Raw genomic sequence first — 23,251 nt, forward strand, 5'->3', positions numbered from 1 at the left:
TAATGCATATCATATTATTTGTGTGCCTTTTATAGAAAACTGATCATTTAGCAGGTGGCTATGGGTATTGTTGCGTCTGGTCATCAGTTTATTTCATGTTTTCCCGGATTTGGAAAAAATTCCCTTACAGGAGTTCCGGGTGGAGTGTAAAGAGGAGTTTACTGAGGACCTGCCTGAGGGCAGCCGCATCTGAATCTCCGATGATGGCTGTGTATTCAGCCTGTATTTCTTCGAAGGTTTCAAATGCGGCTATCAGCAGTTTCTTGCCATTGTCAGTCAGAGAAATGAGAATGGCCCTGTTGTCGACGGTATGTTTCGTAGTAGAAATATAGCCTTCTGATTCCAGGTACTTGACCACTTTGCTCATCGCCTGTTTGGTGATTCTTGCTTTTTTGGCCAGTTCGTTATTTATAATTCCTTCTGGTTGAATATTGATAAATACTACCAGATCTCCCAGCTTGAAATTATTATATCCTTTCTGTTGTAACTTTTCAACTATCCTGCAGTCGATGTCCTTTTTCAACAATCCCAATAGCCTGGTCAGACTTCGTTTCCGTTGTGCCAGATGCAGCGTTACCTGCTCATCCAGTGAACTGTTCATTTGCAGTTTGTTTTCAGGGGTGTTACTTATTGATTTAGCCGGTTACTATCCAGCTGCGTATGCGTTCGTTTCTAATCCCAACCTTATATAATTGCCAGCGTGCGGCAGAAGGTGTTTGCTTTCATTTATTGAAGACTGAACGTGCAATACCCATTTCCAATCCCCTTAGCTCTGCAAGGCCGCGTAGTCGCCCGATCGCACTGTAACCCGGATTGGTTTGCTTTTGCAGGTCATCCAGCATCTGATGTCCATGATCGGGTCGCATCGGGATGCTGACATTGCGCTTATGCATGACACCAAGGATGCTCCTGACTACTGCATACATATCCACATCACCTTCGAGATGATTGGCTTCGTGGAAGTTTCCGATTGCATCACGCTGGGTGCTGCGGAGGTGAATGAAATGAATATGCTCTCCCAGTCTTTCAACCATACCTGGCAGATCATTGTCTGCGCGTACACCGTAAGAACCGGTACAGAAACAGAGGCCATTAGCCGCATAAGGAGCTGCCTGCAAGAGTTCACGTGCATCCTGTTCTGTACTTACTATACGGGGGAGACCCAGGATCGGGAATGGAGGATCATCCGGATGGATTGCCAGTTTAATACCAACTTCTTCTGCAACGGGAGCAATCTGTTGTAAGAAGTAGAACAGGTGTAATTTCAGCTGAGTGGCATCAATACCTTTATACTTATCCAGGGCTGCCTGAAATTGTTGCAATGAGAAGCTTTCTTCAGAGCCCGGCAAACCGGCTATGATATTTCGTTGCAGCAGTGTCTTTTCTGCATCGGTCATACTGTCGAAGCGCTCTTTTGCCATGGAGATGTCTGCAGGATCGTAATCATTTTCTGCTCCCGGGCGTTGCAGCATAAAGAGATCGAAGGCCATGAAGGCTGCTTTTTCAAACCTTAATGCTTTGGAACCATCTTCCACAGTGTATGCGAGATCAGTACGGGTCCAGTCAAGCACTGGCATAAAATTGTAGGTCACTACATAGATGCCGCATTCTGCCAGATTACGCAACGACTGTTGGTAATGCTGGATGTATGTTTTGAAATCGCCGCTTTGTGTTTTTATATCTTCATGTACGGGCACGCTTTCTACTACGGACCAGGTAAGACCTGCCGCTTCTATGAGCGCTTTCCTTTCCAGGATCTCTTCTTTAGCCCATACTTCGCCATTTGGAACGTGGTGCAATGCCGTTACTATTCCGGTGGCCCCGGCTTGTTTGATATCAGCCAGGCTAACCGGGTCTTTCGGCCCGAACCAACGCCATGTCTGTTCCATTCTTAACATACGCATATACAGGTTTAAATGTCAAAAATAGGACTTCCCGCCATAATTAATAAAGAAGTAATGATGTTTTTATGCACTATACAAGAAGAATGATTATAATATCCATCACATTTGTCTGTGTAGGCCCGGTTATCAGCAGTCCGCCGGCCTTTTGAAAAAATGGATAAGCATCCTGTTCTTCAAGATGTTTCTGCGCATTATTACCTGATTGCATTATCGCAGCATCAGTTATTGCACCTGCGGCATCGGTAGGCCCGTCGGTACCATCAGTGCCTGCACTTAAAAAGGTAATGCCTTCCTGCCCATTCAGTGCAATACCTGCCGCTAGTGCCAGCTGCTGGTTGCGCCCTCCGAGACCCCTGCCCGTTACTGTTACGGTACTTTCTCCACCAGCCAGCAGGCACGCCGGTCTTTTGCCTTTCCAGTTCTTTGCCTTTTCTACCAGTGAACGGGCAATAGTGGTGGCGTCGCCAGTAAGGGTAGAAGTGAGAATATGTGTATCATAACCCATTTGGCTGGCAGTGTTGGCGGCTGCTTCCAATGCGATCTGGTTTGTACCGGCAAGGAAAGTATAGGTGTGTGCAAAACGGGGATGCCCTGGTTTGGGCGTTTCTGCGATACTGCCGGCGCAACCTCTTTCCAGGTGCAGATAGATGGAAAGGGGCAGCAAATCTGTGAGCTGGTATTTTTCGACCACCGCCATTGCATCTGCAAAAGTGGAAGGGTCAGGTACGGTAGGACCTGACCCTATTACATGCAGATCGTCGCCTACCACATCACTGAGTACAAGGGTGCAGAGAGCAGGTGTATTGGTAAGTAGTGCGAGTTGTCCGCCTTTTACACCCGAGAGGTGTTTGCGTACGGTATTCATTTCATGAATGTCGGCTCCGCTTTTGAGCAGCAGGTCAAATACAGTTTGTACTTCCTGTAGCGTTGTGCCCGAAGGATGATCTGCCAATAGTGCCGAGGTACCTCCTGATAGCAGAAAGAGTACAATATCATCCGCCTGTACGCCTGTAATCATTTCTATCATTCGCTGTGTGGCAGCTACGCCGTTTGCGTCAGGAATAGGATGACCTGCGGTAGCAATATTGATATGCTGCAAGGGTAATTCATGTCCATATTTTGTGATCACAAGCCCCTGAAGCTGGCAGTCAGCTAATATAGCTTCTACTGCCTGTGCCATGGCGGCAGCGGCTTTGCCTGCACCAAAGATCCATATCGGGCGGTCTGCAGAACGAGGAAATGATGTACCGCAAATAGTGATCTTGTCAGCGTCGTGTTGTATACATCTTTTTATTAACGTTGCCGGCTGAACGGCATTAACCGCAGCGTTAAAAATGGAGATTGCATCAGTTTTCATCGTGAAAAAAAATAAGGATGCTTCAAAGCATCCTTATCCATTTTTATGTTATTGGGTACTGTAAGTAGCTAGTTACTGGTATTGTTGTATTTCTGTTGTTTCTTATCCATGCGGGCTTCCATCCGCTCTTTCTTCTTCATTTCCCAATCGTTCCATTTCTTGTACTGTTCAGGCGTAAGTACTGATTTGAAGCGTTGGCTACGTTCTTCGTTCAGTGCTTTTGCCTGTTGCATTTTATCTTTCTTCTGAAGAGATGTATTATTTTTGATCGCATCCATGCGACGGGCAATGTCAGTATTGATAGCATGAATATCTGCGTCCTGCTTATTAGTGAGGTTCAGACGACGATCGAGTTTATCGGTCATTCTATCTGCTTTTTCTTCCGGCGTCCAGCGAATGCGTTTACCAGTGCTGTCAACGGCATGTTTGTGTTTCTCCTGCGCAATACTATTTGCATGAACGCTTAAGAACAGGCACATCAACAAACTACTTATGCAGATCATGTATCTTTTCATAAAAAAGGGAATTGATTATCCTTGTTAAATATAGGTAATTACTGCAATATTAATACCAATCATATAAAATATAATCAGGACTAAAATTCATTTATTTATTTTAACAAATGGACAACATTATACATCACGAATAGCAAGTGCCGATAATAATCCGATACCAAATCTAAACCGCTAAAAACCAATAGAAAAAGATGATTAAAACCCGTATCTACCTCCCGTTTAAAAAGGAGCCCCTTACGATGACCGGGAAACGGCTGGCTGGTATATGCCTGTTATTAGGCAGCCTGTTTGCCACTGGTCAGCTTAGGGCGCAGCAAACATTTCCTGTGAATGGTGTGGCTGATCCAAGAGAAGGCTGTTATGCCTTTACGAAAGCCACTATTGTAAAGAGCGCAGGCAATGTGTTGACCAACGCAACTTTAGTGATCCGTAATGGACGTATTGTGAGTACCGGTACCGGCGCTATCCCGGCAGATGCCGTGCTGATTGACTGCTCCGGCAAGTTCATCTATCCATCTTTTGTTGATGCCTTCAGCGACTATGGCACACAACCCGTCAAGAAAGGTAGTGTGAGCCGCCGCGATGATCCTCAGTTCATCTCTAACACCAAAGGCGCTTACGGCTGGAACCAGGCCATTAAAAGTGAAATCAACGCAGCTTCTATCTTTAGCACAGATGCTACTGCTGCTGCCACGCTGCGTGAAGCGGGATTTGGAACGGTGCTCACTCATCAGCAGGATGGTATAGCACGCGGTACCGGTGTACTGGTCACCCTGGCAGATGGCAGAGAAAACAAAGTTATTATTAAAGAAAAAGCCAGTGCGCAATACTCATTCGATAAAGGAAGTTCTACACAGAACTATCCGAATTCGCTGATGGGTGCTATTGCCCTGTTACGTCAAACCTACCTTGATGCTCAGTGGTATCGTTCCCGCCCGGAAAAAGAGGGTGTTAACCTGTCTTTGCAGGCATGGAACGACAACCAGTCCCTGCCCCAAATCTTTGAGGTTGGCGATAAATGGGATGCATTGAGAGCCGATAAGATCGGAGATGAGTTTGGTGTTCAATACATTATCAAAGCTGGCGGGAATGAATACCAGCGCATGCCTGAAATGATCGCTTCCAGGGCTGCTTTCATTCTGCCCGTTTCTTTCCCGCTGCCAATTGATGTAGAGGATCCGGAAGATGCCCGATTTGTGGCACTCAGTGACATGAAGCACTGGGAAATGGCTCCTTCTGAACCAGCAGCATTTGAAAAAGCCAATATTCCTTTTTGTCTTACTGCCGATGGTTTGAAAGATGTGAAGCAATTTTTAGCCGGTATACGCAAAGCCATTGAATTTGGTCTGAGCGAGCAGAAAGCACTGGATGCGGTTACGCTGGCTCCTGCCAAACTGCTGAAGGCTGAAGATCAGGTAGGCACACTTGATGCGGGTAAACTTGCCAACTTCCTCATCACTTCAGGAAATATCTTCAATGAGAATACTGTTATTTTCCAGAATTGGATACAGGGTAAGAAATACAGCATCAAAGATGATAACTGGAAAGATGTAAGAGGTACCTACACACTGACTGTAACTCCGGGTAATGCAACTTATACAGTGTTGATAAAAGGTACAGCCAGTGCACCTGCATTGTCATTACTGGCAACTGATACCGTGGGTGGTTCTCTGAGCTTCTCCGGTGATCTGGTGAAAGTGGCTTTCCCTGTGAAGAAAGGAGGTGCACAACTGCGCCTTACGGGTATTACAGATGGCGATGGATGGAGCGGTACCGGTGTGGATACCAGTGGGAATACTATTCACTGGCAGGCTGTTTTAAGTAACGCATTCACAGGAGGTGACTCTTCCAAAACAAAATCACCGCCTTTTGTCGGCAGTAATTATTTCCCATTCAATGGGTATGGCTGGGAAACCCTGCCTGTACAACAGGATTTGCTGATTAAGAATGCCACTGTCTGGACCAATGAGCAGGATGGCAAACTGGAAAATACAGATGTACTGGTGCGCAACGGAAAAATCGCCCAGATTGGTAAAAACCTGGCTGCAGGCAGTGCGAAAGTGATAGATGGTACTGGTAAGCACCTGACCTCCGGAATTATTGACGAACACTCGCACATTGCAATTTCAAGAGGCGTAAACGAAGGCACTCAATCTGTCACTGCAGAAGTACGTATTGCTGATGTGGTAAATCCTGACGATGTGAATATCTATCGCCAGCTGAGTGGCGGGGTAACAGCGTCTCATCTGTTGCATGGTTCTGCCAATACCATTGGTGGTCAGTCTCAGCTCATCAAGCTCCGATGGGGTGCGGATGCAGAAGCACTCAAGTTTGCAGGTGCGGATCCTTTCATCAAGTTTGCATTGGGAGAAAATGTCAAGCAATCCAACTGGGGGGATCGACAAAGAGAACGTTTCCCGCAAACCCGCATGGGTGTGGAACAGTTATTAACAGACGCCTTTACCCGTGCCCTGGATTATGAAAAACTGGGTGCAGACAAGCGGAAGGATCTGGAGCTGGAAACCCTGCTGGAAATTCTTCACAGCAAGCGTTTCGTGACCTGTCACTCTTATGTGCAGAGCGAAATCAATATGCTGATGCATGTTGCTGATACTTTCCATTTCCATATCAACACCTTTACCCACATCCTGGAGGGTTACAAGGTAGCCGACAAGATGAAAGCACATGGCGCTGGTGCTGGCACCTTTGCTGACTGGTGGGCATACAAGATGGAAGTACAGGATGCAATTCCATACAATGCTACCATCATGCAACGTGTAGGACTGACCGTGGCAATTAACTCAGACGATGCTGAGATGGCCCGCCGCCTGAACCAGGAAGCTGCCAAGAGTATTAAATACGGTGATATGACTGAAGAAGAGGCATTGAAACTGGTTACATTGAATCCAGCCAAACTGTTGCATGTAGCAGATAAAACAGGTAGCATCAAGACTGGCAAAGATGCTGACCTGGTGTTGTGGAGCGATGACCCGCTAAGCATTTATGCGAAGGCAGATAAGACGATCGTGGATGGTATTGTATACTTCGACAGGGATAAAGACAAGGAACTTCGCCTGCGCATTAGTGCAGAGCGTAACCGCCTGATCCGCAAAATGCTGGCTGAGAAGAAAAAAGGTACACCTACTCAGAAAGCTGCTCCTGCGGAAGAAGATAACTATCATTGCGAAGATCTGCAGGCAGGTCATCAACATAGTTTGTTGGGAGATGAAAATGGTAACAATTAAAACATGCATGAATGAAACACCTGATTCTATTATATATTTCAATCACCGGCTCTCTCGCAGCCATGGCGCAGGAGACGATCTATCCTGCCGGGAAACAGCAGGAAGCTATCGTACTGACCAATGCCATCATCCATGTGGGGAACGGGCAGGTCATTGAAAAGGGCGTATTGACATTTGCCAATGGCAAAATCACAGCTGTAGGCACGACTACTCCCACACAGGGAGGAGGGAAAGTTATTGATCTGCAGGGGAAACATGTATATCCGGGTATTATTGCACCGGTAACCAACCTGGGGCTGACGGAAGTGGAGGCAGTGAGATCTACTAATGACTTCAGGGAAGTCGGAGAAATAAATCCTTCAGTACGGGCACTGGTGGCTTATAACACTGATTCCAAAGTGATCAATACCATTCGTGCCAACGGTATTCTGCTGGCACAGGCAACGCCTGAGGGGGGGATGATTTCCGGCTCTTCTTCAGTTGTACAGCTGGATGCATGGAACTGGGAAGATGCTGCTTATCAGAAAGATGGCGCATTGCATTTTTACATGCCCAGTTTGTTACCTCCACCTGCTCCGCCAAAGGACAGACCTGCTGCACCGAACAATAAGATCAAAGAATCTACCGAGAAGATCGACCAGGTACGTGATTTCTTCAGAGAAGCAAGAGTGTACCTCGGGCAGGGTAAGCATACAGCCACTAACCTGAAGTTTGAAGCTGTACGTCGGCTTTTCTCTAAAGATGAAAAGCTGTTTGTACACTGTGACATCGTAAAGGAAATGCTGGTAGCTGTGGACTTTGCGAAGGAATTTGGGTTTGATGTTGTCATTGTAGGTGGTGCGGATGCATGGCGGATCGCAGATATACTGAAAAGGAATAATATTGCTGTGGTATTAAAACAGCCACATTCCCTGCCGGTAATGCAGGACGATGATGTCGATCAGCCGTATAAACTGGCTTATCAGCTGCAGCAGGCAGGTGTTTTGTTCTGTTTGAGTAATGAAGGCTTCTGGCAGCAGCGCAATCTGCCTTTTGAAGCAGGAACAGCGAGTGCATATGGCTTAAGTAAGGAAGAGGCGTTGAGTGCAGTGACAATAAATGCTGCGAAGATCCTGGGTATTGATAAGGTGACGGGCACGTTGGAGACGGGTAAGGATGCAAATATTACAATAAGTACCGGTGATATTATGGATATGCGGTCCAGCGTGATTACGCAGGCATTTATTCAGGGAAGGGAGATTAACCTGGATAATAAGCATAAGCAGCTGTATGATAGATATAAGTTTAAGTATGGACTGAAATAGGTCGGCATTTTATAGCCAGCTGCATGTCTTTTTAGAAAAGTCGCTTTTACCAACGGTAAAAGCGACTTTTTTTTGAGGCTGGTATGATTTTTACTGCTATTTCATTATAACTCATATATATGGGAGCAATAATGAAACGAGATGACGCCATCAAAAAGGTCACGGAAATGATCAAGGATGTAGGCGTATGCATGCTCACGAACATCGATGAGCATGGCCAGGTCATATCGCGACCGATGGCAACAGCTGATGTGGACAAAGAGGGAAACGTGTGGTTCTTCAGCAACGAGTACTCTGGAAAAGTTACCCAGATCTCGGAAAATAATGAACTGAACCTCATTTATGCACACCCCGGTCACAACACATACCTGAATATTTTCGGTATTGGTAGTATCATTATAGACAAAGAAAAAATGAAAGAGCTCTGGAATCCTGCAGTGAAAGCCTGGTTTCCGGATGGGATTGATGATCCAAAACTCTGCCTGTTGAAAGTAGATACCAAACAGGCCTGGTACTGGGATAACTCCTCCAGTAAGATGATCATCTTTTTCAATATGCTGACTGCAATTATCAGGGGAAAGCAATTCCAGGAGGGGGAAACCGGGGAATTGGATCTGGATTAAGGGAACAAACGTAAACGGCCCGTATTAGCCAACATTTAATAGAGTTAAAAAGCCAGTGGTCAGACTTAATCATGTCCGACCACCGGGAATTTTTTATTTAACAATAACCAGGTAATAGTTCTTTTTCCCTTTTTGGAACAGTATATACTTACCTGCCAGCAGGAGAGAGCTGTCTACTACTGCAGCCAGGTCTTCTACTTTCTTTTTATTAATGCTAACGCCTCCGCCCTGTAGCATTTTACGAGCTTCTCCTTTACTGGGGAAAATGCCTTTTTCTGCTGCAAAGGAGATCACGTCTTTATTTTCCTGTAGTTCTGCCATGGTAGTTTCTACCTGTGGTACGCCATTCATAACGTCCAGCAGCTGTTCTTCGGTGAGCGATTGCAGTATTTCTGCTGTATCGTTACGGAATAGTAGTTCAGAGGCCTGTAAAGCAAATTCATAGTCTTTTTCACTGTGGATAAAGGTGGTTACTTCTTTTGCCAGTCGCTTCTGTAGCAGGCGCTGTTCAGGTTTTTCCCTGTGCCGGGCGATCAGTTCGTCTACTTCCGCCTTATCCAGTAGTGTAAAGATCTTAATATAATTCTCTGCATCTTCGTCAGTCGCTTTCAACCAGAACTGGTAGAACTGATATGGAGAAGTCAGGCGGGCATCCAGCCACACGTTGCCCCCTTCAGATTTACCGAATTTGGTGCCGTCTGCCTTTTTCATCAGTGGGCAGGTAAAGGCAAATGCCTCACCGTTAGCTTTACGCCTTACCAGTTCCGTACCGGTTACGATGTTTCCCCACTGGTCAGAACCACCCATTTGCAGTTTACAGTTCTTTGTAGTATACAGGTGGAAGAAGTCATATCCCTGGATGAGCTGGTAAGAAAACTCAGTAAAGGACATGCCGCTGTCGCCTTCGATTCTTCTTTTTACCGAATCCTTGGCCATCATATAGTTCACAGTGATGTGTTTACCTACATCACGGATGAAATCCAGGAAGCTGATGTGCTGAAACCAGTCGAAGTTGTTTACCATTTCAGCAGCATTGGGTTTGGAAGGATCAAAGTCCAGGAATTTCTCCAGTTGGGCTTTAATACCAGCCTGATTATGCTTGAGTGTATCCAGGTCGAGCATTTTCCTTTCGGCAGCCTTAAAAGAAGGATCTCCCACCATACCGGTGGCTCCGCCTACCAGCGCCAATGGTTTGTGGCCAGCCCGCTGCAGGTGTACCAGCAGCAGGATGGGAACCAGGCTACCCACATGCAGGGAGTCCGCAGTAGGATCGAAGCCCACATAAGCTGTGGTCATCTCTTTCTGTAATTGTTCCTCTGTGCCGGGCATAATATCCTGCAACATTCCCCGCCATCTTAATTCTTCTATCAGGTTCATGATTTATTGGGATAATTTTTGCAAACCTAAGAAATTAACCAGAAATTAGGCAGTGGCAAACTGGATTGCTTTTGCCCTAAAAACCCCGAACTGAGGGAATTTCGTAACTTCATGTGATAAAATAATAGCATATATCTCGCAGTATGAAGAAAAAAATGTTTTTTGCCGCGTCGCTTGTACTGACGGCACAGTTATTATACGGTCAGCAACAGGATTGTAAGAGCTACTACTTCTTGCAAAACAATGCGGAGGTGGAAATGAGCATTTATGATGGCAATAATAAACTGGTAGCCAGGAATATCGAGAAAGTCCTGAATGTCAACAGGACAGCCAATGTGATCAGCTCTAATTTCTCTACTACCCTAAAAGATGAAAATGGTAAGGAGCTCTCTACCGGTAAGGGGAAATTCAAATGCACCGGCGCCGAAATACTGCTGGATATGCAAATGGCAATGCCAAACATTCCCCAGTTACAGAATATGAAGATGGAAGGGGGGAGTGACGAGATTTTCATCTCTTACCCGTCCAATCTGAAAGAAGGGCAATCTCTGCCTGGCGGTGAGAAGGAAATGAGGGGGAATATGAGTGGTATGGAGATCAGCATGAACCTGAAGATAAGTGACCGTAAGGTAGCCGGGAAGGAGAAAATCACAACCCCTGCAGGTACCTGGGAGTGTTTTAAGATCACTTATAAGCTGGGTCTTTCCGTGCAGATGATGGGCACGAACTTTCCGATGGACCTGGATGTTAACGCGACTGAATGGTTTGCACCCGGATTTGGAATTGTGAAAACAGATACGGAGAGAGGAGGATCGGTATTGGGAAGTATGCAGATCACTGCATTTAAGAAATAAAAAAAGCCCTTCGCTATCAGCGAGGGGCTTTTTCTTTATAAAGGTTTCATCTTTACAGATGTTTCAGGCATACTGCCAGACTCTCTTTCCAGTAAGGGACTTCGATTCCGAATGTCTCCTTGATCTTTTGCTTGTTGAAAACGCTATAAGCCGGACGTTTGGCCGGTGTTGGGTACTTATCAGAAGTCACCGGCTGAATATTGCAGCTCAGGCCACTCATATCCCTGATAGCGATAGCGAAATCGTACCAGCTCAGCACGCCTTCGTTGCTGTAATGGTATACACCTCCTAAGGTGCCTGGAGCATCGATTGCCCTGCTTAGTACTGACAGCAGCACCTGCGCCAGATCTACGGCATAGGTCGGTGTGCCTGCCTGGTCAAATACTACGTTCAGGCTATCCTTTTCCTGCATGAGTTCACGCATCCGTTTTACGAAGTTCACACCATACTGGCTATATAACCAGGCAGTACGGATGACGATTGTATCAGGGTTGACACCCAGTGCAGTGGCTTCACCGCGCAGTTTGGAACTGCCGTAAATGCTTTGTGCATCTGTTTCATCTTCCTCTGTATACGGGGTATTCTTTTTACCGTCAAATACATAGTCGGTAGAGATCTGGATAAACCTGGCATTGTGTTCCTGGCAGGCATTTGCCAGGTGCATTACCGCTTCGAAGTTGAGCTTAAAAGCCAGTTCTTCTTCCGATTCAGCTTTGTCTACCGCAGTATAGGCAGCACAGTTGATGCAGGCATGGATTTCCTGTGCAGAGAAAAATGCATTTACAGCTTCTTCATTTGTTATATCCAGCTCTGTATAGTCTGTATATAAGAAACTGAAGGCTGGATAATCTCCTGCTATTTGCTTCAAAGCCTGTCCTAGCTGCCCGTTGGCGCCGGTGATCAGCACTGTCTTCATATTATTCAGTAGGTTTATTATATACAAAATTGTGTGTGCAGTTGGCCAGTGTAGGCAGGATCTGGTCTTTATCAGACACAATAGCGTCATGCAGGTCTATCTTCCAGTCTATTTTAAGGGCAGGGTCGTTGTAGATGATTCCGCCTTCGCTTGCCTTATGATAGAAATTGTCTACTTTATACATTACCTCTGCGGTAGGACTGAGTACGACATAGCCATGAGCAAAGCCTTTAGGTACCAGTAGCTGCAGTTTGTTTTCGGCAGAAAGTTCAATTGAATAAGACTGTCCATAGGTAGGAGAGCCGGTACGGATGTCTACCACCACGTCCAGGATCGTGCCTTCCAGTGCCCTGATCAGTTTAGTCTGTGCATATGGTTCCAGCTGATAATGCAATCCCCGCAATACCCCATAGGTAGAACGTGCCTGGTTGTCCTGAATGAATTTCAGGTTAAGGCCTGCATCTTCAAATACACGTTCTGAATAGCTTTCAAAAAAATACCCGCGATTATCATGATGCACCTTTGGTTCATACACCAGCAAATCCGGAATGGGTGTCGTTGTAAATGGCATGTCTTATTTATCTTTTCTGGTATTGGTCACTGTAATATTCCTGGTAGGCGCCACTTGTTACGTGTTCCAGCCATTCTTCGTTGGCAAGGTACCAGTCTACTGTCTTTTCCAGTCCTTCTTCAAACTGTAGAGAAGGATACCAGCCCAGTTCTTTATTTAATTTGGTAGCGTCGATGGCATAGCGCAGATCGTGGCCGGCACGGTCCTTCACGAAAGTGATCAGGCTGGCAGAAGTACCGGGCGCACGTCCCAGTTTCTTGTCCATGATCATGCAGAGCAGGTTAATGAGGTCAATATTTTTCCATTCATTAAAGCCCCCAATGTTGTATGTTTCTCCGTCTTTACCTTTATGATAGATGATGTCGATGGCACGGGCATGGTCCTCAACAAAGAGCCAGTCACGTATGTTTTCACCTTTGCCATATACAGGTACGGGTTTATTATTCTTGATATTGTGGATAGCCAGTGGGATCAGCTTCTCGGGGAAATGGTGAGAGCCGTAGTTGTTTGAGCAGTTGGAGATCACTACAGGCAGATGGTAGGTGTGGTGCCATGCCATTACAAAGTGATCAGAGCTGGCTTTGGAGGCAGAGTAGGGAGAGCGTGGGTCGTAAGATGTTTCTTCGGTAAAGAAGCCTTCCTGTCCCAGGCTACCATATACTTCATCAGTAGAAATGTGATAGAAGCGTTTGCCTTCGAGATTGTCTTTCCAGTATTTTCTGGCAGTATTCAGCAGGGTGGCTGTCCCCATTACGTTGGTCCTGATGAATGCCAGCGGGTCCATGATAGATCTGTCTACATGGCTTTCAGCAGCCAGATGTATTACACCATCAAAAGCAAATTCCTGGAACAGCTCATCTATAAATGCTTCGTCGGTAATATCGCCTTTTACAAAAGTGTAATTGGGTTTGTCCTTGATATCCTTCAGGTTTTCCAGGTTACCGGCGTAGGTAAGTGCATCCAGATTTACAATCTTATACTGTGGATAATTATTGACAAATAATCTCACAACATGAGATCCGATAAATCCAGCGCCGCCGGTTATTAAGATGGTATGGTCCATATATAAAAATATTACGGGTTACAAATTACGAATAACGATTGTAAAACTACTTCATCAGAATACAACCATATATGCGTAATCTGTAACACGTGTTGAGTTATTTATTTGTTAAGAGCCTCTTTGAAGTATTCGTAGGTGATACGAAGACCTTCTTTTCTATCCACTTTAGGAGACCATCCCAATATTTCCTGTGCTTTTGTGATGTCCGGTTTACGTTGTTTCGGATCATCTTTTGGCAATGGCTGATATACGATCTTTTGGTTAGTACCAGTGAGTGTAATGATCTCTTCCGCAAATTCTTTCAGTGTAATCTCTGCCGGATTTCCGATGTTTACCGGTAAGTGGTAATCGCTCAGCAGGAGGCGGTAAATGCCTTCTACCAGATCGTCTACGTAACAGAAAGAACGTGTTTGGGAACCATCTCCGAATACTGTCAGATCCTGTCCTGTCAATGCCTGACTCATGAATGCAGGTAATGCACGGCCATCATTGAGTCGCATTCTCGGACCATAAGTATTGAAAATCCGGATAATGCGTGTTTCTACACCGTGAAAATTGTGATAAGCCATAGTGATGGATTCCATGAAGCGTTTTGCCTCATCATACACACCGCGTGGGCCTATTGGGTTCACATTACCCCAGTATTCTTCAGTTTGCGGGTGTACCAGCGGGTCACCATATACTTCGGAAGTGGAAGCTACCAGGACCCTTGCTTTCTTCTCCTTAGCAAGCCCCAGCAGGTTATGGGTACCAAGGGAGCTTACTTTCAGTGTTTGGATCGGCATTTTCAGGTAGTCAATCGGGCTCGCAGGAGAGGCAAAGTGCAGGATGTAGTCCAGATTGCCTGATACGTGCACGAATTTGCTGACATCATGATGGTAATATTCAAACTCCGGCAAGGGGAACAGGTGTTCGATATTCTTGATATTACCAGTGATGAGATTATCCATTCCAACTACCAGATAACCTTCTTTTATGAAACGGTCACACAGGTGCGAACCCAGGAAACCTGCTGCACCAGTGATCAGAATTCTTTTTTTATTCATAAAACTATTTTGGTTGAATGTTAAATAGTAGCTGCTGCGCGGCCTACGCTTTCATAGTGAAAGCCCAGTTCCTGCATCCTTGCCACGTCAAACAAGTTACGACCGTCGAAAATGAGTGGATTTTTCAGGGTAGACCTTATCTTTTCAAAGTCTGGTGTTCTGAATACACTCCATTCTGTTGCTATCACCAATGCATCTGCATTGTTTAAGCAGTCATACTGATGACCTGCATATGATACTTTGTCTCCCAGCAGTTTTTTTACATTCTCCATGGCCTCCGGATCGTGTACTGTTACAGTTGCACCTGCGGCTACCAGTGCATCAATGATATACAAAGCGGGTGCTTCACGGATATCATCGGTGTTAGGCTTAAACGCCAGTCCCCACAGTGCGAAGTGTTTGCCTTTCAGATCATTCTTAAAGTATGCGTTGATCTTTGGCAGCAGGAACAGTTTCTGTTTTTCATTCACGTCCATTACTGCGTTCAGTATTCTGAAGTCGTAGTTCGCATCTTCAGAAGATTTTACCAGCGCCTGTACATCCTTCGGGAAGCAGCTACCTCCGTACCCGATACCTGGGAAGAGAAAACGCTTACCGATACGGTCATCACTACCTATGCCGCGACGTACCATGTCTACGTCAGCACCCAGCTTTTCGCAAAGGATGGCGATTTCGTTCATGAAAGAGATCTTGGTAGCGAGGAAGGAGTTGGCAGCGTACTTGGTCAGTTCTGCTGATTTTTCATCCATAAAAAGGATGGGATTACCCTGACGAACGAACGGCCCGAACAGGTCGCCCATTACTTTGCGGGCTCTTTCTGAGCGTGTACCAATTACTACACGGTCAGGTTTCATGAAGTCGTCAACAGCTACGCCTTCGCGCAGGAACTCTGGGTTAGACACCACATCGAATTCACATTTGCAGTTTTGGGCGACAGTCGCCCATACTTTTTCAGCAGTGCCTACCGGTACCGTGCTTTTGTCTACAATCACCTTGTAGTCGGTAATAATGTTACCCAGTTGCTCAGCCACTTTCAAAATGTAGGAAAGGTCCGCGGAGCCGTCTTCACCGGGAGGGGTAGGGAGTGCAAGAAAGATCACTTCTGCGTCTTTCACCCCAGCTGCCAGGTCTGTAGTGAACTGAAGCCGGTTTTCTTTGAGGTTACGTTCGAATAATTTTTCAAGTCCGGGCTCGTAAATAGTGATTTGTCCGCCGGACAACTTACTCACCTTAGCGGCATCAATGTCTACACAGGTGACATTGTTGCCGGTTTCAGCGAAGCAAGTACCGGTAACTAAACCTACGTACCCGGTGCCTACTACTGTAATTTTCATTTGGAGGTTTGATTTAAAAATGAAAGAACGGAGTGAATAATGTGATTCAATTGGTCTGCGTCCATTTCAGTGTGGATCGGTAAGGAGATCACTTTGGACGTCAGAGAGTCTGTAATAGGCAGGTTAAAATTAGCGCCGCCAAAATTGGCAAACATCTTTTGCTTGTGGGCAGGTACGGGATAATATATCATAGCAGGAACTTGCTGTTCTGCCAAATATTGTTGAAGTGCAAGGCGATCAGCGCCTTCGATCTGTAAAGTATATTGATGATATACGTGGTAGGTGTTTGCCGCACGATATGGAACCGTGATATTTGGATGGTTGGCAAATGCAGCATCATAAGCATCGGCTACTGCACGACGGGCTTTGATATATTCATCCAGCAATGGGAGTTTGATATTCAATACCACCGCCTGCAGGGTATCCAGGCGGGAGTTGATACCCACTACATCATGATAATAACGGGCAGATTGTCCATGGTTGGCAATCATTTTGATCTTTGCAGCCAGTGCATCGTCGTTAGTGAACAGGGCGCCACCATCACCATAGCAACCCAGGTTTTTGGAAGGGAAGAAGGAGGTACATCCTATATGACCAATAGCACCGGTTTTCTTTACAGTACCATCAGCAAAGGTGTAGGTACCACCGATCGCCTGGGCGTTATCTTCAATAACAGGTATATTATGCTTGCGGGAGATTTCCATAATTGGCTCCATGTCAGCACTATGGCCATACAGGTGCACGGGAACGATTGCTTTGGTCTTTGGTGTAATTGCTTTTTCAACAGCAATTGGATCCAGACAGAAGGTCTTAGGATCTACATCAACGAAAACGGGTTTTAACTGGAGGAGAGCAATCACCTCAGCAGTAGCTATGAAGGTAAAGGAGGGGGTGATAACTTCGTCGCCGGGCTGTAGATCCAGCGCCATGATGGCTATCTGTAATGCATCGGTACCGTTGGCACATGGAATTACGTGCTTCACTCCCAGATAGTCTTGCAGGGCCGAAGTAAATTTCTGTACCGGCGCACCATTAATATAAGCTGCACTTTCTAAAACTTCCGCCATAGCAGCGTCTACCTGCGGTTTTATCTTGTTGTATTGGCGTTTAAGATCCACCATTTGAATCGGTACCATGTCTGGGATAGATATTTTGTTTAAAGTGAGCAAATTTACAAATTTTGACATAGGAAGGGCAGTATCTTTGCACCTGTTAAAAAAATCAGTACAAGTACGTCATCAGGATGCTGGGAAAAGCCATATATAATATAGGAATAAGATCTTACCGGGCCGGAGTTGGGCTGGCTGCAGCTACCGGCAACGCCAAAGCTAAATTATGGATTGACGGGCGTCGCCACTGGCGGGAGCGGATGAAAGAACAGCTGAAGGGCACCGGACCGCTCATTTGGGTACATGCCGCTTCCCTGGGAGAATTTGAGCAGGGGAGACCTGTGCTGGAAGCTATCCGGGCTCAGTACCCCCATTGCCGGATCCTGCTTACTTTTTATTCCCCTTCCGGGTACGAGGTGCGTAAAAATTATCAGGGCGCCGATTATATATACTACCTACCATTGGATACTGCCCGTAATGCCAGGGATTTTCTGGACATTGTGCGTCCCAGCCTGGCCATCTTCATTAAGTATGAGTTCTGGTATCATTTTCTCACAGCCTTGTCCCAAAGAAAGATACCTGTCCTGCTAATTTCGGGTATTTTCAGACCTAACCAGTTATTTTTCAAGCCTTACGGAGGAATGTTCAGGCAGCTGCTAAGGCAGTTTGACTGGATCTTTGTGCAAAACCAGGAATCGCTGGACCTGCTCAGTCAGCTGGGTATTGAAAAAGCCGGGCTGGCAGGAGATACCCGTTTTGACAGGGTATTTGCATTGCTGCAGGAGCCTGCGGCTTTGCCCGCGATCGAAACCTTTATCAATGGGCGTAAGGCGGTAATTGCCGGTAGTACCTGGGAAGCTGACGAACGGGTACTGGCTGAGTGGTGGAAAGCGAATGTAAAACCGGATCGTTGCCTGATACTGGCGCCCCATGAAATTCATGAAGCACATATTAAACAGATACAATCTTTGTTCGCCGGAGCCATTCGTTATTCAGAAGGCGGCCAGGGCAATGTATTGATCATCGATAATATCGGTTTATTGTCAATGTTATACCGTTATGCCCGTGTGACCTATATTGGTGGAGGCTTTGGAAAAGATGGAATTCACAATATTCTCGAACCGGCAACATATAGCAAGCCGGTGGTATTTGGTCCTGTATTCCATAAATATCCTGAAGCCGCTGCATTACTTGCGGCAGGTGGTGGCGCCACCATTGCTGATGTCAGTGCATTGAAATCAGAAATGGAATCCTTACTCGAAGACGATGCCCGTTGTTTGCAAACAGGTAAAGCTGCCGGTCGTTTTGTGGCCGACAATAAGGGTGCTACCGGGAAAATTCTGGCTTATATTCAGGAAAAACGTTTTTTCACCAAGGCATAGAACTGGCGAACGACACGGTTATCATCTATCCAACCCTGTCTGATCTTCAACTCTCTTTCTATCCAGTATTCTGCTTCCTGTATGGATTGCATCTCATTGATTGTCTTAACTGAGCGTTCGTAAGTGTCTACGTCGCCACGGAACAGTTCCTGAATGAACTGAAATTTGTCATTGATACCAATAGCCTGGCGAAGATCTTTGACCGGCATATCATTGAAGCGGTCACCGATCTCAGTATATGTTTGGCGAAGACGATCATTCAGTGAGGGGATATTCTGCGCTACTTTCTGGTTCAGTTCTTTGAGCTCGGATTGGAAGCCATTTGTTTCAGGCTTTTCCTGCTTTTCGTTTTTTTCGGGTTTAACAGCAGTGACTACCGGCTGGTTTGCATCACCAAAGAGGTGGATGAAAACAGGTTGTTTCTCATCTTCTTTAGGTGTAGGTCCCTGTGTTGGGAGTGGCTCCGGAGCTGGGGGAACTACCGTCACCGGCGGCTGGGTGGCTGCAGGTGCGACAGGTACTGGTTCTTGTGCAGGTGACCGGTAAGCTTTCAGTGCATCCTGTTCAGGTGCCGGAGACTGGTAGGCTTTCAGTGTTTCTAAAGTAGGAACGGATGACTGATAGGCTTTCAGCGAGTCCAGCTCGGGTTGTTTTTCTGCAGCAGGTTGACTGACACCGGGAGTAGTCAGAGGTGTTTGTGATGGCTCCGCAACCTGCTCAGGATGTTTTTCTGCAGCAGGCTGATTTATATTCGGAGTAGTGTCCGGAGACGCTTGCGATTGCTCACCGATTGGGTCAGGTTGCTTTTCTGCAACAGATTGATTTACAATTGGTGAAGGCTTGATGATACCCACTGGCTCAGGAGTTGGTGGTTCGGGCCTTTTATATTCAGGAGTTTGTATTGGCTCAGATGAAGTAAATTGCGGGGCGGTTATGTGACCATTGGAATCTACTGTAACTTCCGGTTCGGCTAAAGGAGCTCCCGGTAAAATCACAGCTATATGACTCTGCCTGCGTTGTAATTCTCGTTCCCGTTCTCTTTCGAGGCTCCGGGCATGAAGAATTTCTGCCTGCAATAACTGCACATAATATGATATGGACTGCAGAGTTGCGCCAGTCGTCTTTAATTCCTGTAACTTGTCAATTAATGCACCTATTTTTTCCATAATCGCAAAAAAAAATAATTTAATGCAAAATGTGTTCCATGCGTTAATTGTTAACGTAGTCTGGAAGAAATTATTTTCTTTGCATGAAGTTATACCATTTTAATTAACTGTAAATCAAAATAGTATATTATGTTTATTGAACCTTCTCTTGCAGGAGGGCGAAGGGGTTGGATAGAAGTGATCTGTGGCTCAATGTTTTCTGGAAAAACGGAGGAGTTGATCAGAAGATTAAAAAGGGCCCGTATTGCCAATTTGAAAGTCGAAATATTTAAGCCGGTTATTGATACCCGCTATGATGTACAACATATTGTTTCTCATGATGAAAGTAGGATAAATAGTACCCCTCTTGAGAATTCTCAGCAGATCCTGTTACTGGCACAGGATGTTGATGTTGTAGGTATAGACGAGGCGCAATTTTTTGATGGAGAGCTGCCCGAAGTATGTGATCAGCTGGCATTACGTGGTATCCGTGTAATTGTGGCAGGTCTTGATATGGATTATCTGGGCAAGCCTTTTGGACAGATGCCATTTTTACTGGCGAAAGCAGATTACATTACCAAGCTGCACGCCATTTGCGTGAAGTGTGGCAATATCGCCAATTATTCTTACCGGAAGTCAGCCGATAAGCATACTGTATTGTTAGGAGAAACGGACCTGTATGAACCGAGGTGCCGGCATTGTTATTACGAAGAGTAGTCTGCTGGCTACTCTATCGCTTTTACCTTGAATGTGAATTTCTTTTGTGTCAGATAGCTAAATATTACCACGAAGCAGGTAGTCAGGATCTTGGCAGGAGTGGGATAGAACCCAAGCACATCTACAAATAACTTCATAAATCCATAGTTCAGTAGCAGGCAGGTACCTACAAGCATAAAATAGCGGATCAGTTGTACCCGACCTCTCAGATTTGATTCAGAGAATACAATGTATTTACTGAGGAGAAAACCTGTGGGAAAAGTAATGGCGAGAGCCATGAATAAGGCGGCTATATGGGCTTGTATAGTAATAAAAGGTAGAATTACATCCTGTTCTTTCAGGATAAAGTGGAAGCTAATGAAATATAAACATATATCCAGCGCCGTGTTACCTCCACCACAGGCAAGGTAGCGGAAGGTCTGAAAGGGCATCATTTTGGCAAATGGGCGGTAGAAAAACGAAATAACTAATAAAATAAACCGTCTCATAAAAAAAATATACAATAACAAAACTAGTACGTTTTACCGTTACTGTATCGCGCTTTAAAATTATCTTAACAATTTATTGGTTTTCAACAGAATGGATGAGACGGCATGAGAAGGCCGTTAGCGCCGGGTTTTCCATTTACTTCCGGCGTGATTGATAGGTTGCTGCTGGGCCTTTCTCTGTTCTTCCTGCCATACCTGTACTGCCAGCAAAGCAGCGGCCCTGGCGGCATCAGGTGAGGGATTTTCCAGCGATTGTGGTGTAAAATATTTTCCTATAAAGTTAGTATCGAACTGTCCGCTGATGAAGGCTGGCTGCTGTAAAGCCCAGCGGCCAAAAGGTAAAGTGGTTTGAATGCCTTTTACCTGGTATTCGGCAATAGCGCGCAGTAATCTTTCCCTTGCTTCCTCTCTGTCGGCTCCCCATGCAATGAGTTTGGCAATCATTGGATCGTAATAGATTGGAATTTCCATACCTGCCTCATATCCATCATCGACCCTAACTCCATATCCCTGGGGCCGTACATAGGTTTCAAGGGTACCTGTATCCGGCAGGAAATTACTGGCGGGGTCTTCGGCACAGATCCTTAACTCAATGGCATGACCATTTATTGTAAGGTCTTCCTGTGAAAAGGACAATTTCTGCCCGCTAGCTACCCGGATTTGTTCCTTTACAAGGTCCAGTCCGGTGATCAATTCTGTAACCGGGTGTTCCACCTGCAGGCGGGTATTCATTTCAAGGAAATAAAACTGCAATCGTTCATCTACGAGGAATTCTACTGTGCCGGCACCATAATAATTACAGGCTTTGGCTACATCCAGGGCACATTTACCCATGGCAGCACGGATATCAGGTGTGAGGCAGGAAGAAGGTGCTTCTTCAATCAGTTTCTGGTGACGGCGTTGAATAGAGCATTCACGTTCAAAAAGATAGACGTAATTGCCATGCTGGTCTCCCAGTATCTGTATTTCGATGTGGCGAGGGGCACCTACATATTTTTCAATGAATACGGCATCATCGCCAAAGGCGCTCATCGCCTCGCTTTTAGCCAGGCGGATCTGTTCCTCTAGTTCGGAGGCGTCGTTTACAACCCGCATACCTTTCCCTCCGCCGCCGGCTGATGCTTTGATGAGGATAGGGAAACCTGTTTTTTTCACTACTTCCTGTGCTTCTTCCACACTGCGAAGAGGTGTCTCGGTACCAGGTACCATAGGTACGCCGAATTTTTGCGCAGCTTGTTTAGCAGCCAGTTTGCTACCCATCATTTCAATGGCGTGGGCGCTGGGGCCAATGAAAATAATACCTGCAGCGGTCACAGCTTCTGCAAAGCGGGCATTTTCGCTCAGGAATCCGTAGCCGGGATGAATAGCATCCGCTCCCGAATGAATAGCTGCTGCTATAATCTTATCGATTTGCAGGTAGGATTGGCTGGATGGAGCGGGGCCTATACAAATGGCTTCATCAGCATATTGTACAAAGGGCATCGTCCGGTCGGCTTCGGAATACACTGCCACGGTGGCAATGCCCATTTCCCGTGCAGATCGCATAATGCGTAGTGCGATTTCACCGCGATTGGCTACCAGTATTTTTTTCATAAAAGCGAATATAAGGTATCTTTGCCCCCTCATGAAATCGACCGCATTCCAACAAACGATTACCCTTGTGAAAAAAGACATATTACTGGAATTACGTCAGAAATATGCACTTTATGGGGTACTGCTTTACATCATTTCTACCGTATTTGTCATTAATCTGATGATCGGCAAGCCGGAAGATAAGACGTGGAACGCACTTTTCTGGGTGGTGCAATTATTTGTATCAGTGAATGCGATTGCCAAGAGCTTTCTGCAGGAAAACCGGGGTCGGTTATTGTACTTTTACTCGCTGGTGCATCCCCGCAACTTCATCATTGCCAAGCTGATATATAATATTTTGCTCATGGCTATCATGAGTGTCATCACTCTGGTCTGCTGTGTTCTTTTCATGGGTAATCCCATCGTTAACTTTCCCTATTTTGTAGGGGTCATTATGCTGGGAGGCCTTAGTCTTTCACTATTGTTTACAATGCTGGCGGCTATTGCGGCCCAGGCTAACCAGAACGCGGCATTGATGGCAATTATGGGATTCCCTATAATTTTGCCCCTGCTTACTATGCTGTCGAATATAGCGCGTTCTTCCTTTAACATTGTTTATCAGCCTGGTCTGCCTAAGATGTTCCTGATGCTGGGAGCTATGGATATACTCATAGTCGGCTTGTCGCTTATTCTGTTTCCTTTTTTATGGAAGGATTAGAATTTTGTTGT

The 23,251-nt window shown here is 45.8% G+C and carries 21 protein-coding genes; 7 read left to right on the forward strand and 14 right to left on the reverse strand.

All coding sequences use genetic code 11. The features are described 5' to 3' along the window. Positions 1–124 precede the first annotated feature (124 nt). The 4 genes from ABDW33_RS22310 to ABDW33_RS22325 all read right to left on the reverse strand — a co-directional run bounded on the left by ABDW33_RS22310 (position 125) and on the right by ABDW33_RS22325 (position 3,776). On the reverse strand, positions 125–601 hold the full coding sequence (locus tag ABDW33_RS22310) for a MarR family transcriptional regulator (protein ID WP_343692317.1): 477 nt from the start codon (positions 599–601) through the stop codon (positions 125–127). Positions 602–722: 121 nt separating this feature from the next. Beyond that, positions 723–1,904: a mannonate dehydratase gene (gene uxuA, locus ABDW33_RS22315; RefSeq protein WP_343692318.1), complete on the reverse strand. Its 1,182-nt coding sequence runs from the start codon at positions 1,902–1,904 to the stop codon at positions 723–725. 70 nt (positions 1,905–1,974) lie between these two features. Next, positions 1,975–3,261, reverse strand: coding sequence for a glycerate kinase (locus tag ABDW33_RS22320; RefSeq protein ID WP_343692319.1), 1,287 nt, complete (start codon positions 3,259–3,261; stop codon positions 1,975–1,977). 68 nt (positions 3,262–3,329) lie between these two features. Further along, positions 3,330–3,776, reverse strand: a complete 447-nt coding sequence (locus ABDW33_RS22325) for a hypothetical protein (protein ID WP_343692320.1) — start codon at positions 3,774–3,776, stop codon at positions 3,330–3,332. A gap of 191 nt (positions 3,777–3,967) precedes the next feature. On the opposite strand from ABDW33_RS22325, the gene ABDW33_RS22330 reads away from it, so the two are divergent. The 3 genes from ABDW33_RS22330 (at position 3,968) to ABDW33_RS22340 (ending at position 8,948) form a co-directional block, all read left to right on the forward strand. After that, entirely contained in the window at positions 3,968–7,021 is a 3,054-nt protein-coding gene (locus ABDW33_RS22330; protein ID WP_343692321.1) for an amidohydrolase family protein, read from the forward strand. A gap of 11 nt (positions 7,022–7,032) precedes the next feature. Then, positions 7,033–8,325 (forward strand): amidohydrolase family protein, encoded by a 1,293-nt coding sequence (locus ABDW33_RS22335; protein WP_343692322.1) that lies wholly within the window; start codon positions 7,033–7,035, stop codon positions 8,323–8,325. Between the two features lie 131 nt (positions 8,326–8,456). Continuing rightward, positions 8,457–8,948, forward strand: a complete 492-nt coding sequence (locus ABDW33_RS22340; protein ID WP_343692323.1) for a pyridoxamine 5'-phosphate oxidase family protein — start codon at positions 8,457–8,459, stop codon at positions 8,946–8,948. Between the two features lie 93 nt (positions 8,949–9,041). On the opposite strand, the gene tyrS is transcribed toward ABDW33_RS22340, so the two are convergent. Beyond that, positions 9,042–10,325: a tyrosine--tRNA ligase gene (gene tyrS / locus ABDW33_RS22345; protein ID WP_343692324.1), complete on the reverse strand. Its 1,284-nt coding sequence runs from the start codon at positions 10,323–10,325 to the stop codon at positions 9,042–9,044. A gap of 143 nt (positions 10,326–10,468) precedes the next feature. Between tyrS and ABDW33_RS22350 the strand changes: the two genes are divergently transcribed. Continuing rightward, entirely contained in the window at positions 10,469–11,179 is a 711-nt protein-coding gene (locus ABDW33_RS22350; RefSeq protein WP_343692325.1) for a hypothetical protein, read from the forward strand. A gap of 52 nt (positions 11,180–11,231) precedes the next feature. On the opposite strand, the gene rfbD is transcribed toward ABDW33_RS22350, so the two are convergent. From rfbD to ABDW33_RS22380, 6 genes are all read right to left on the reverse strand, one after another. Then, positions 11,232–12,095 carry a dTDP-4-dehydrorhamnose reductase gene (gene rfbD / locus ABDW33_RS22355; protein WP_343692326.1) on the reverse strand — a complete coding sequence of 288 codons (864 nt, stop codon included), beginning with the start codon at positions 12,093–12,095 and terminating at the stop codon, positions 11,232–11,234. Position 12,096: 1 nt separating this feature from the next. Continuing rightward, entirely contained in the window at positions 12,097–12,666 is a 570-nt protein-coding gene (rfbC, locus tag ABDW33_RS22360; RefSeq protein WP_343692327.1) for a dTDP-4-dehydrorhamnose 3,5-epimerase, read from the reverse strand. A 7-nt stretch (positions 12,667–12,673) separates the two neighbouring features. Continuing rightward, positions 12,674–13,729: a dTDP-glucose 4,6-dehydratase gene (gene rfbB, locus ABDW33_RS22365; protein ID WP_343692328.1), complete on the reverse strand. Its 1,056-nt coding sequence runs from the start codon at positions 13,727–13,729 to the stop codon at positions 12,674–12,676. 101 nt (positions 13,730–13,830) lie between these two features. After that, a complete protein-coding gene (locus ABDW33_RS22370) occupies positions 13,831–14,775 on the reverse strand; it encodes a UDP-glucuronic acid decarboxylase family protein (protein ID WP_343692329.1) in 945 nt (314 codons plus the stop codon). Positions 14,776–14,795: 20 nt separating this feature from the next. Next, entirely contained in the window at positions 14,796–16,109 is a 1,314-nt protein-coding gene (locus ABDW33_RS22375) for a UDP-glucose/GDP-mannose dehydrogenase family protein (RefSeq protein WP_343692330.1), read from the reverse strand. After that, a complete protein-coding gene (locus ABDW33_RS22380) occupies positions 16,106–17,245 on the reverse strand; it encodes a DegT/DnrJ/EryC1/StrS family aminotransferase (RefSeq protein WP_343692331.1) in 1,140 nt (379 codons plus the stop codon). Before ABDW33_RS22380 ends, ABDW33_RS22375 begins: the two co-directional genes overlap by 4 nt. A 107-nt stretch (positions 17,246–17,352) precedes the next feature. On the opposite strand from ABDW33_RS22380, the gene ABDW33_RS22385 reads away from it, so the two are divergent. Next, positions 17,353–18,600 carry a glycosyltransferase N-terminal domain-containing protein gene (locus tag ABDW33_RS22385; protein ID WP_343692332.1) on the forward strand — a complete coding sequence of 416 codons (1,248 nt, stop codon included), beginning with the start codon at positions 17,353–17,355 and terminating at the stop codon, positions 18,598–18,600. Here ABDW33_RS22385 and ABDW33_RS22390 read toward each other — a convergent pair. After that, a complete protein-coding gene (locus tag ABDW33_RS22390; RefSeq protein WP_343692333.1) occupies positions 18,570–19,766 on the reverse strand; it encodes a hypothetical protein in 1,197 nt (398 codons plus the stop codon). The genes ABDW33_RS22385 and ABDW33_RS22390 overlap by 31 nt on opposite strands. A 129-nt stretch (positions 19,767–19,895) precedes the next feature. Between ABDW33_RS22390 and ABDW33_RS22395 the strand changes: the two genes are divergently transcribed. Next, the gene (locus ABDW33_RS22395; protein WP_343692334.1) at positions 19,896–20,462 is read left to right on the forward strand and encodes a thymidine kinase; all 567 of its coding nucleotides are present in this window, start codon (positions 19,896–19,898) and stop codon (positions 20,460–20,462) included. A gap of 8 nt (positions 20,463–20,470) precedes the next feature. Here ABDW33_RS22395 and ABDW33_RS22400 read toward each other — a convergent pair whose 3' ends face one another. Beyond that, positions 20,471–20,950, reverse strand: coding sequence for a GtrA family protein (locus tag ABDW33_RS22400; protein ID WP_343692335.1), 480 nt, complete (start codon positions 20,948–20,950; stop codon positions 20,471–20,473). A 117-nt stretch (positions 20,951–21,067) separates the two neighbouring features. After that, a complete protein-coding gene (gene accC, locus ABDW33_RS22405) occupies positions 21,068–22,543 on the reverse strand; it encodes an acetyl-CoA carboxylase biotin carboxylase subunit (protein WP_343692336.1) in 1,476 nt (491 codons plus the stop codon). 31 nt (positions 22,544–22,574) lie between these two features. Here accC and ABDW33_RS22410 point away from each other — a divergent pair, with 31 nt between their 5' ends. Beyond that, positions 22,575–23,240 (forward strand): heme exporter protein CcmB, encoded by a 666-nt coding sequence (locus ABDW33_RS22410; protein ID WP_343692337.1) that lies wholly within the window; start codon positions 22,575–22,577, stop codon positions 23,238–23,240. Positions 23,241–23,251 lie beyond the last annotated feature (11 nt).

This window comes from Chitinophaga sp. (genome assembly GCF_039596155.1).
Lineage (GTDB): Bacteria > Bacteroidota > Bacteroidia > Chitinophagales > Chitinophagaceae > Chitinophaga.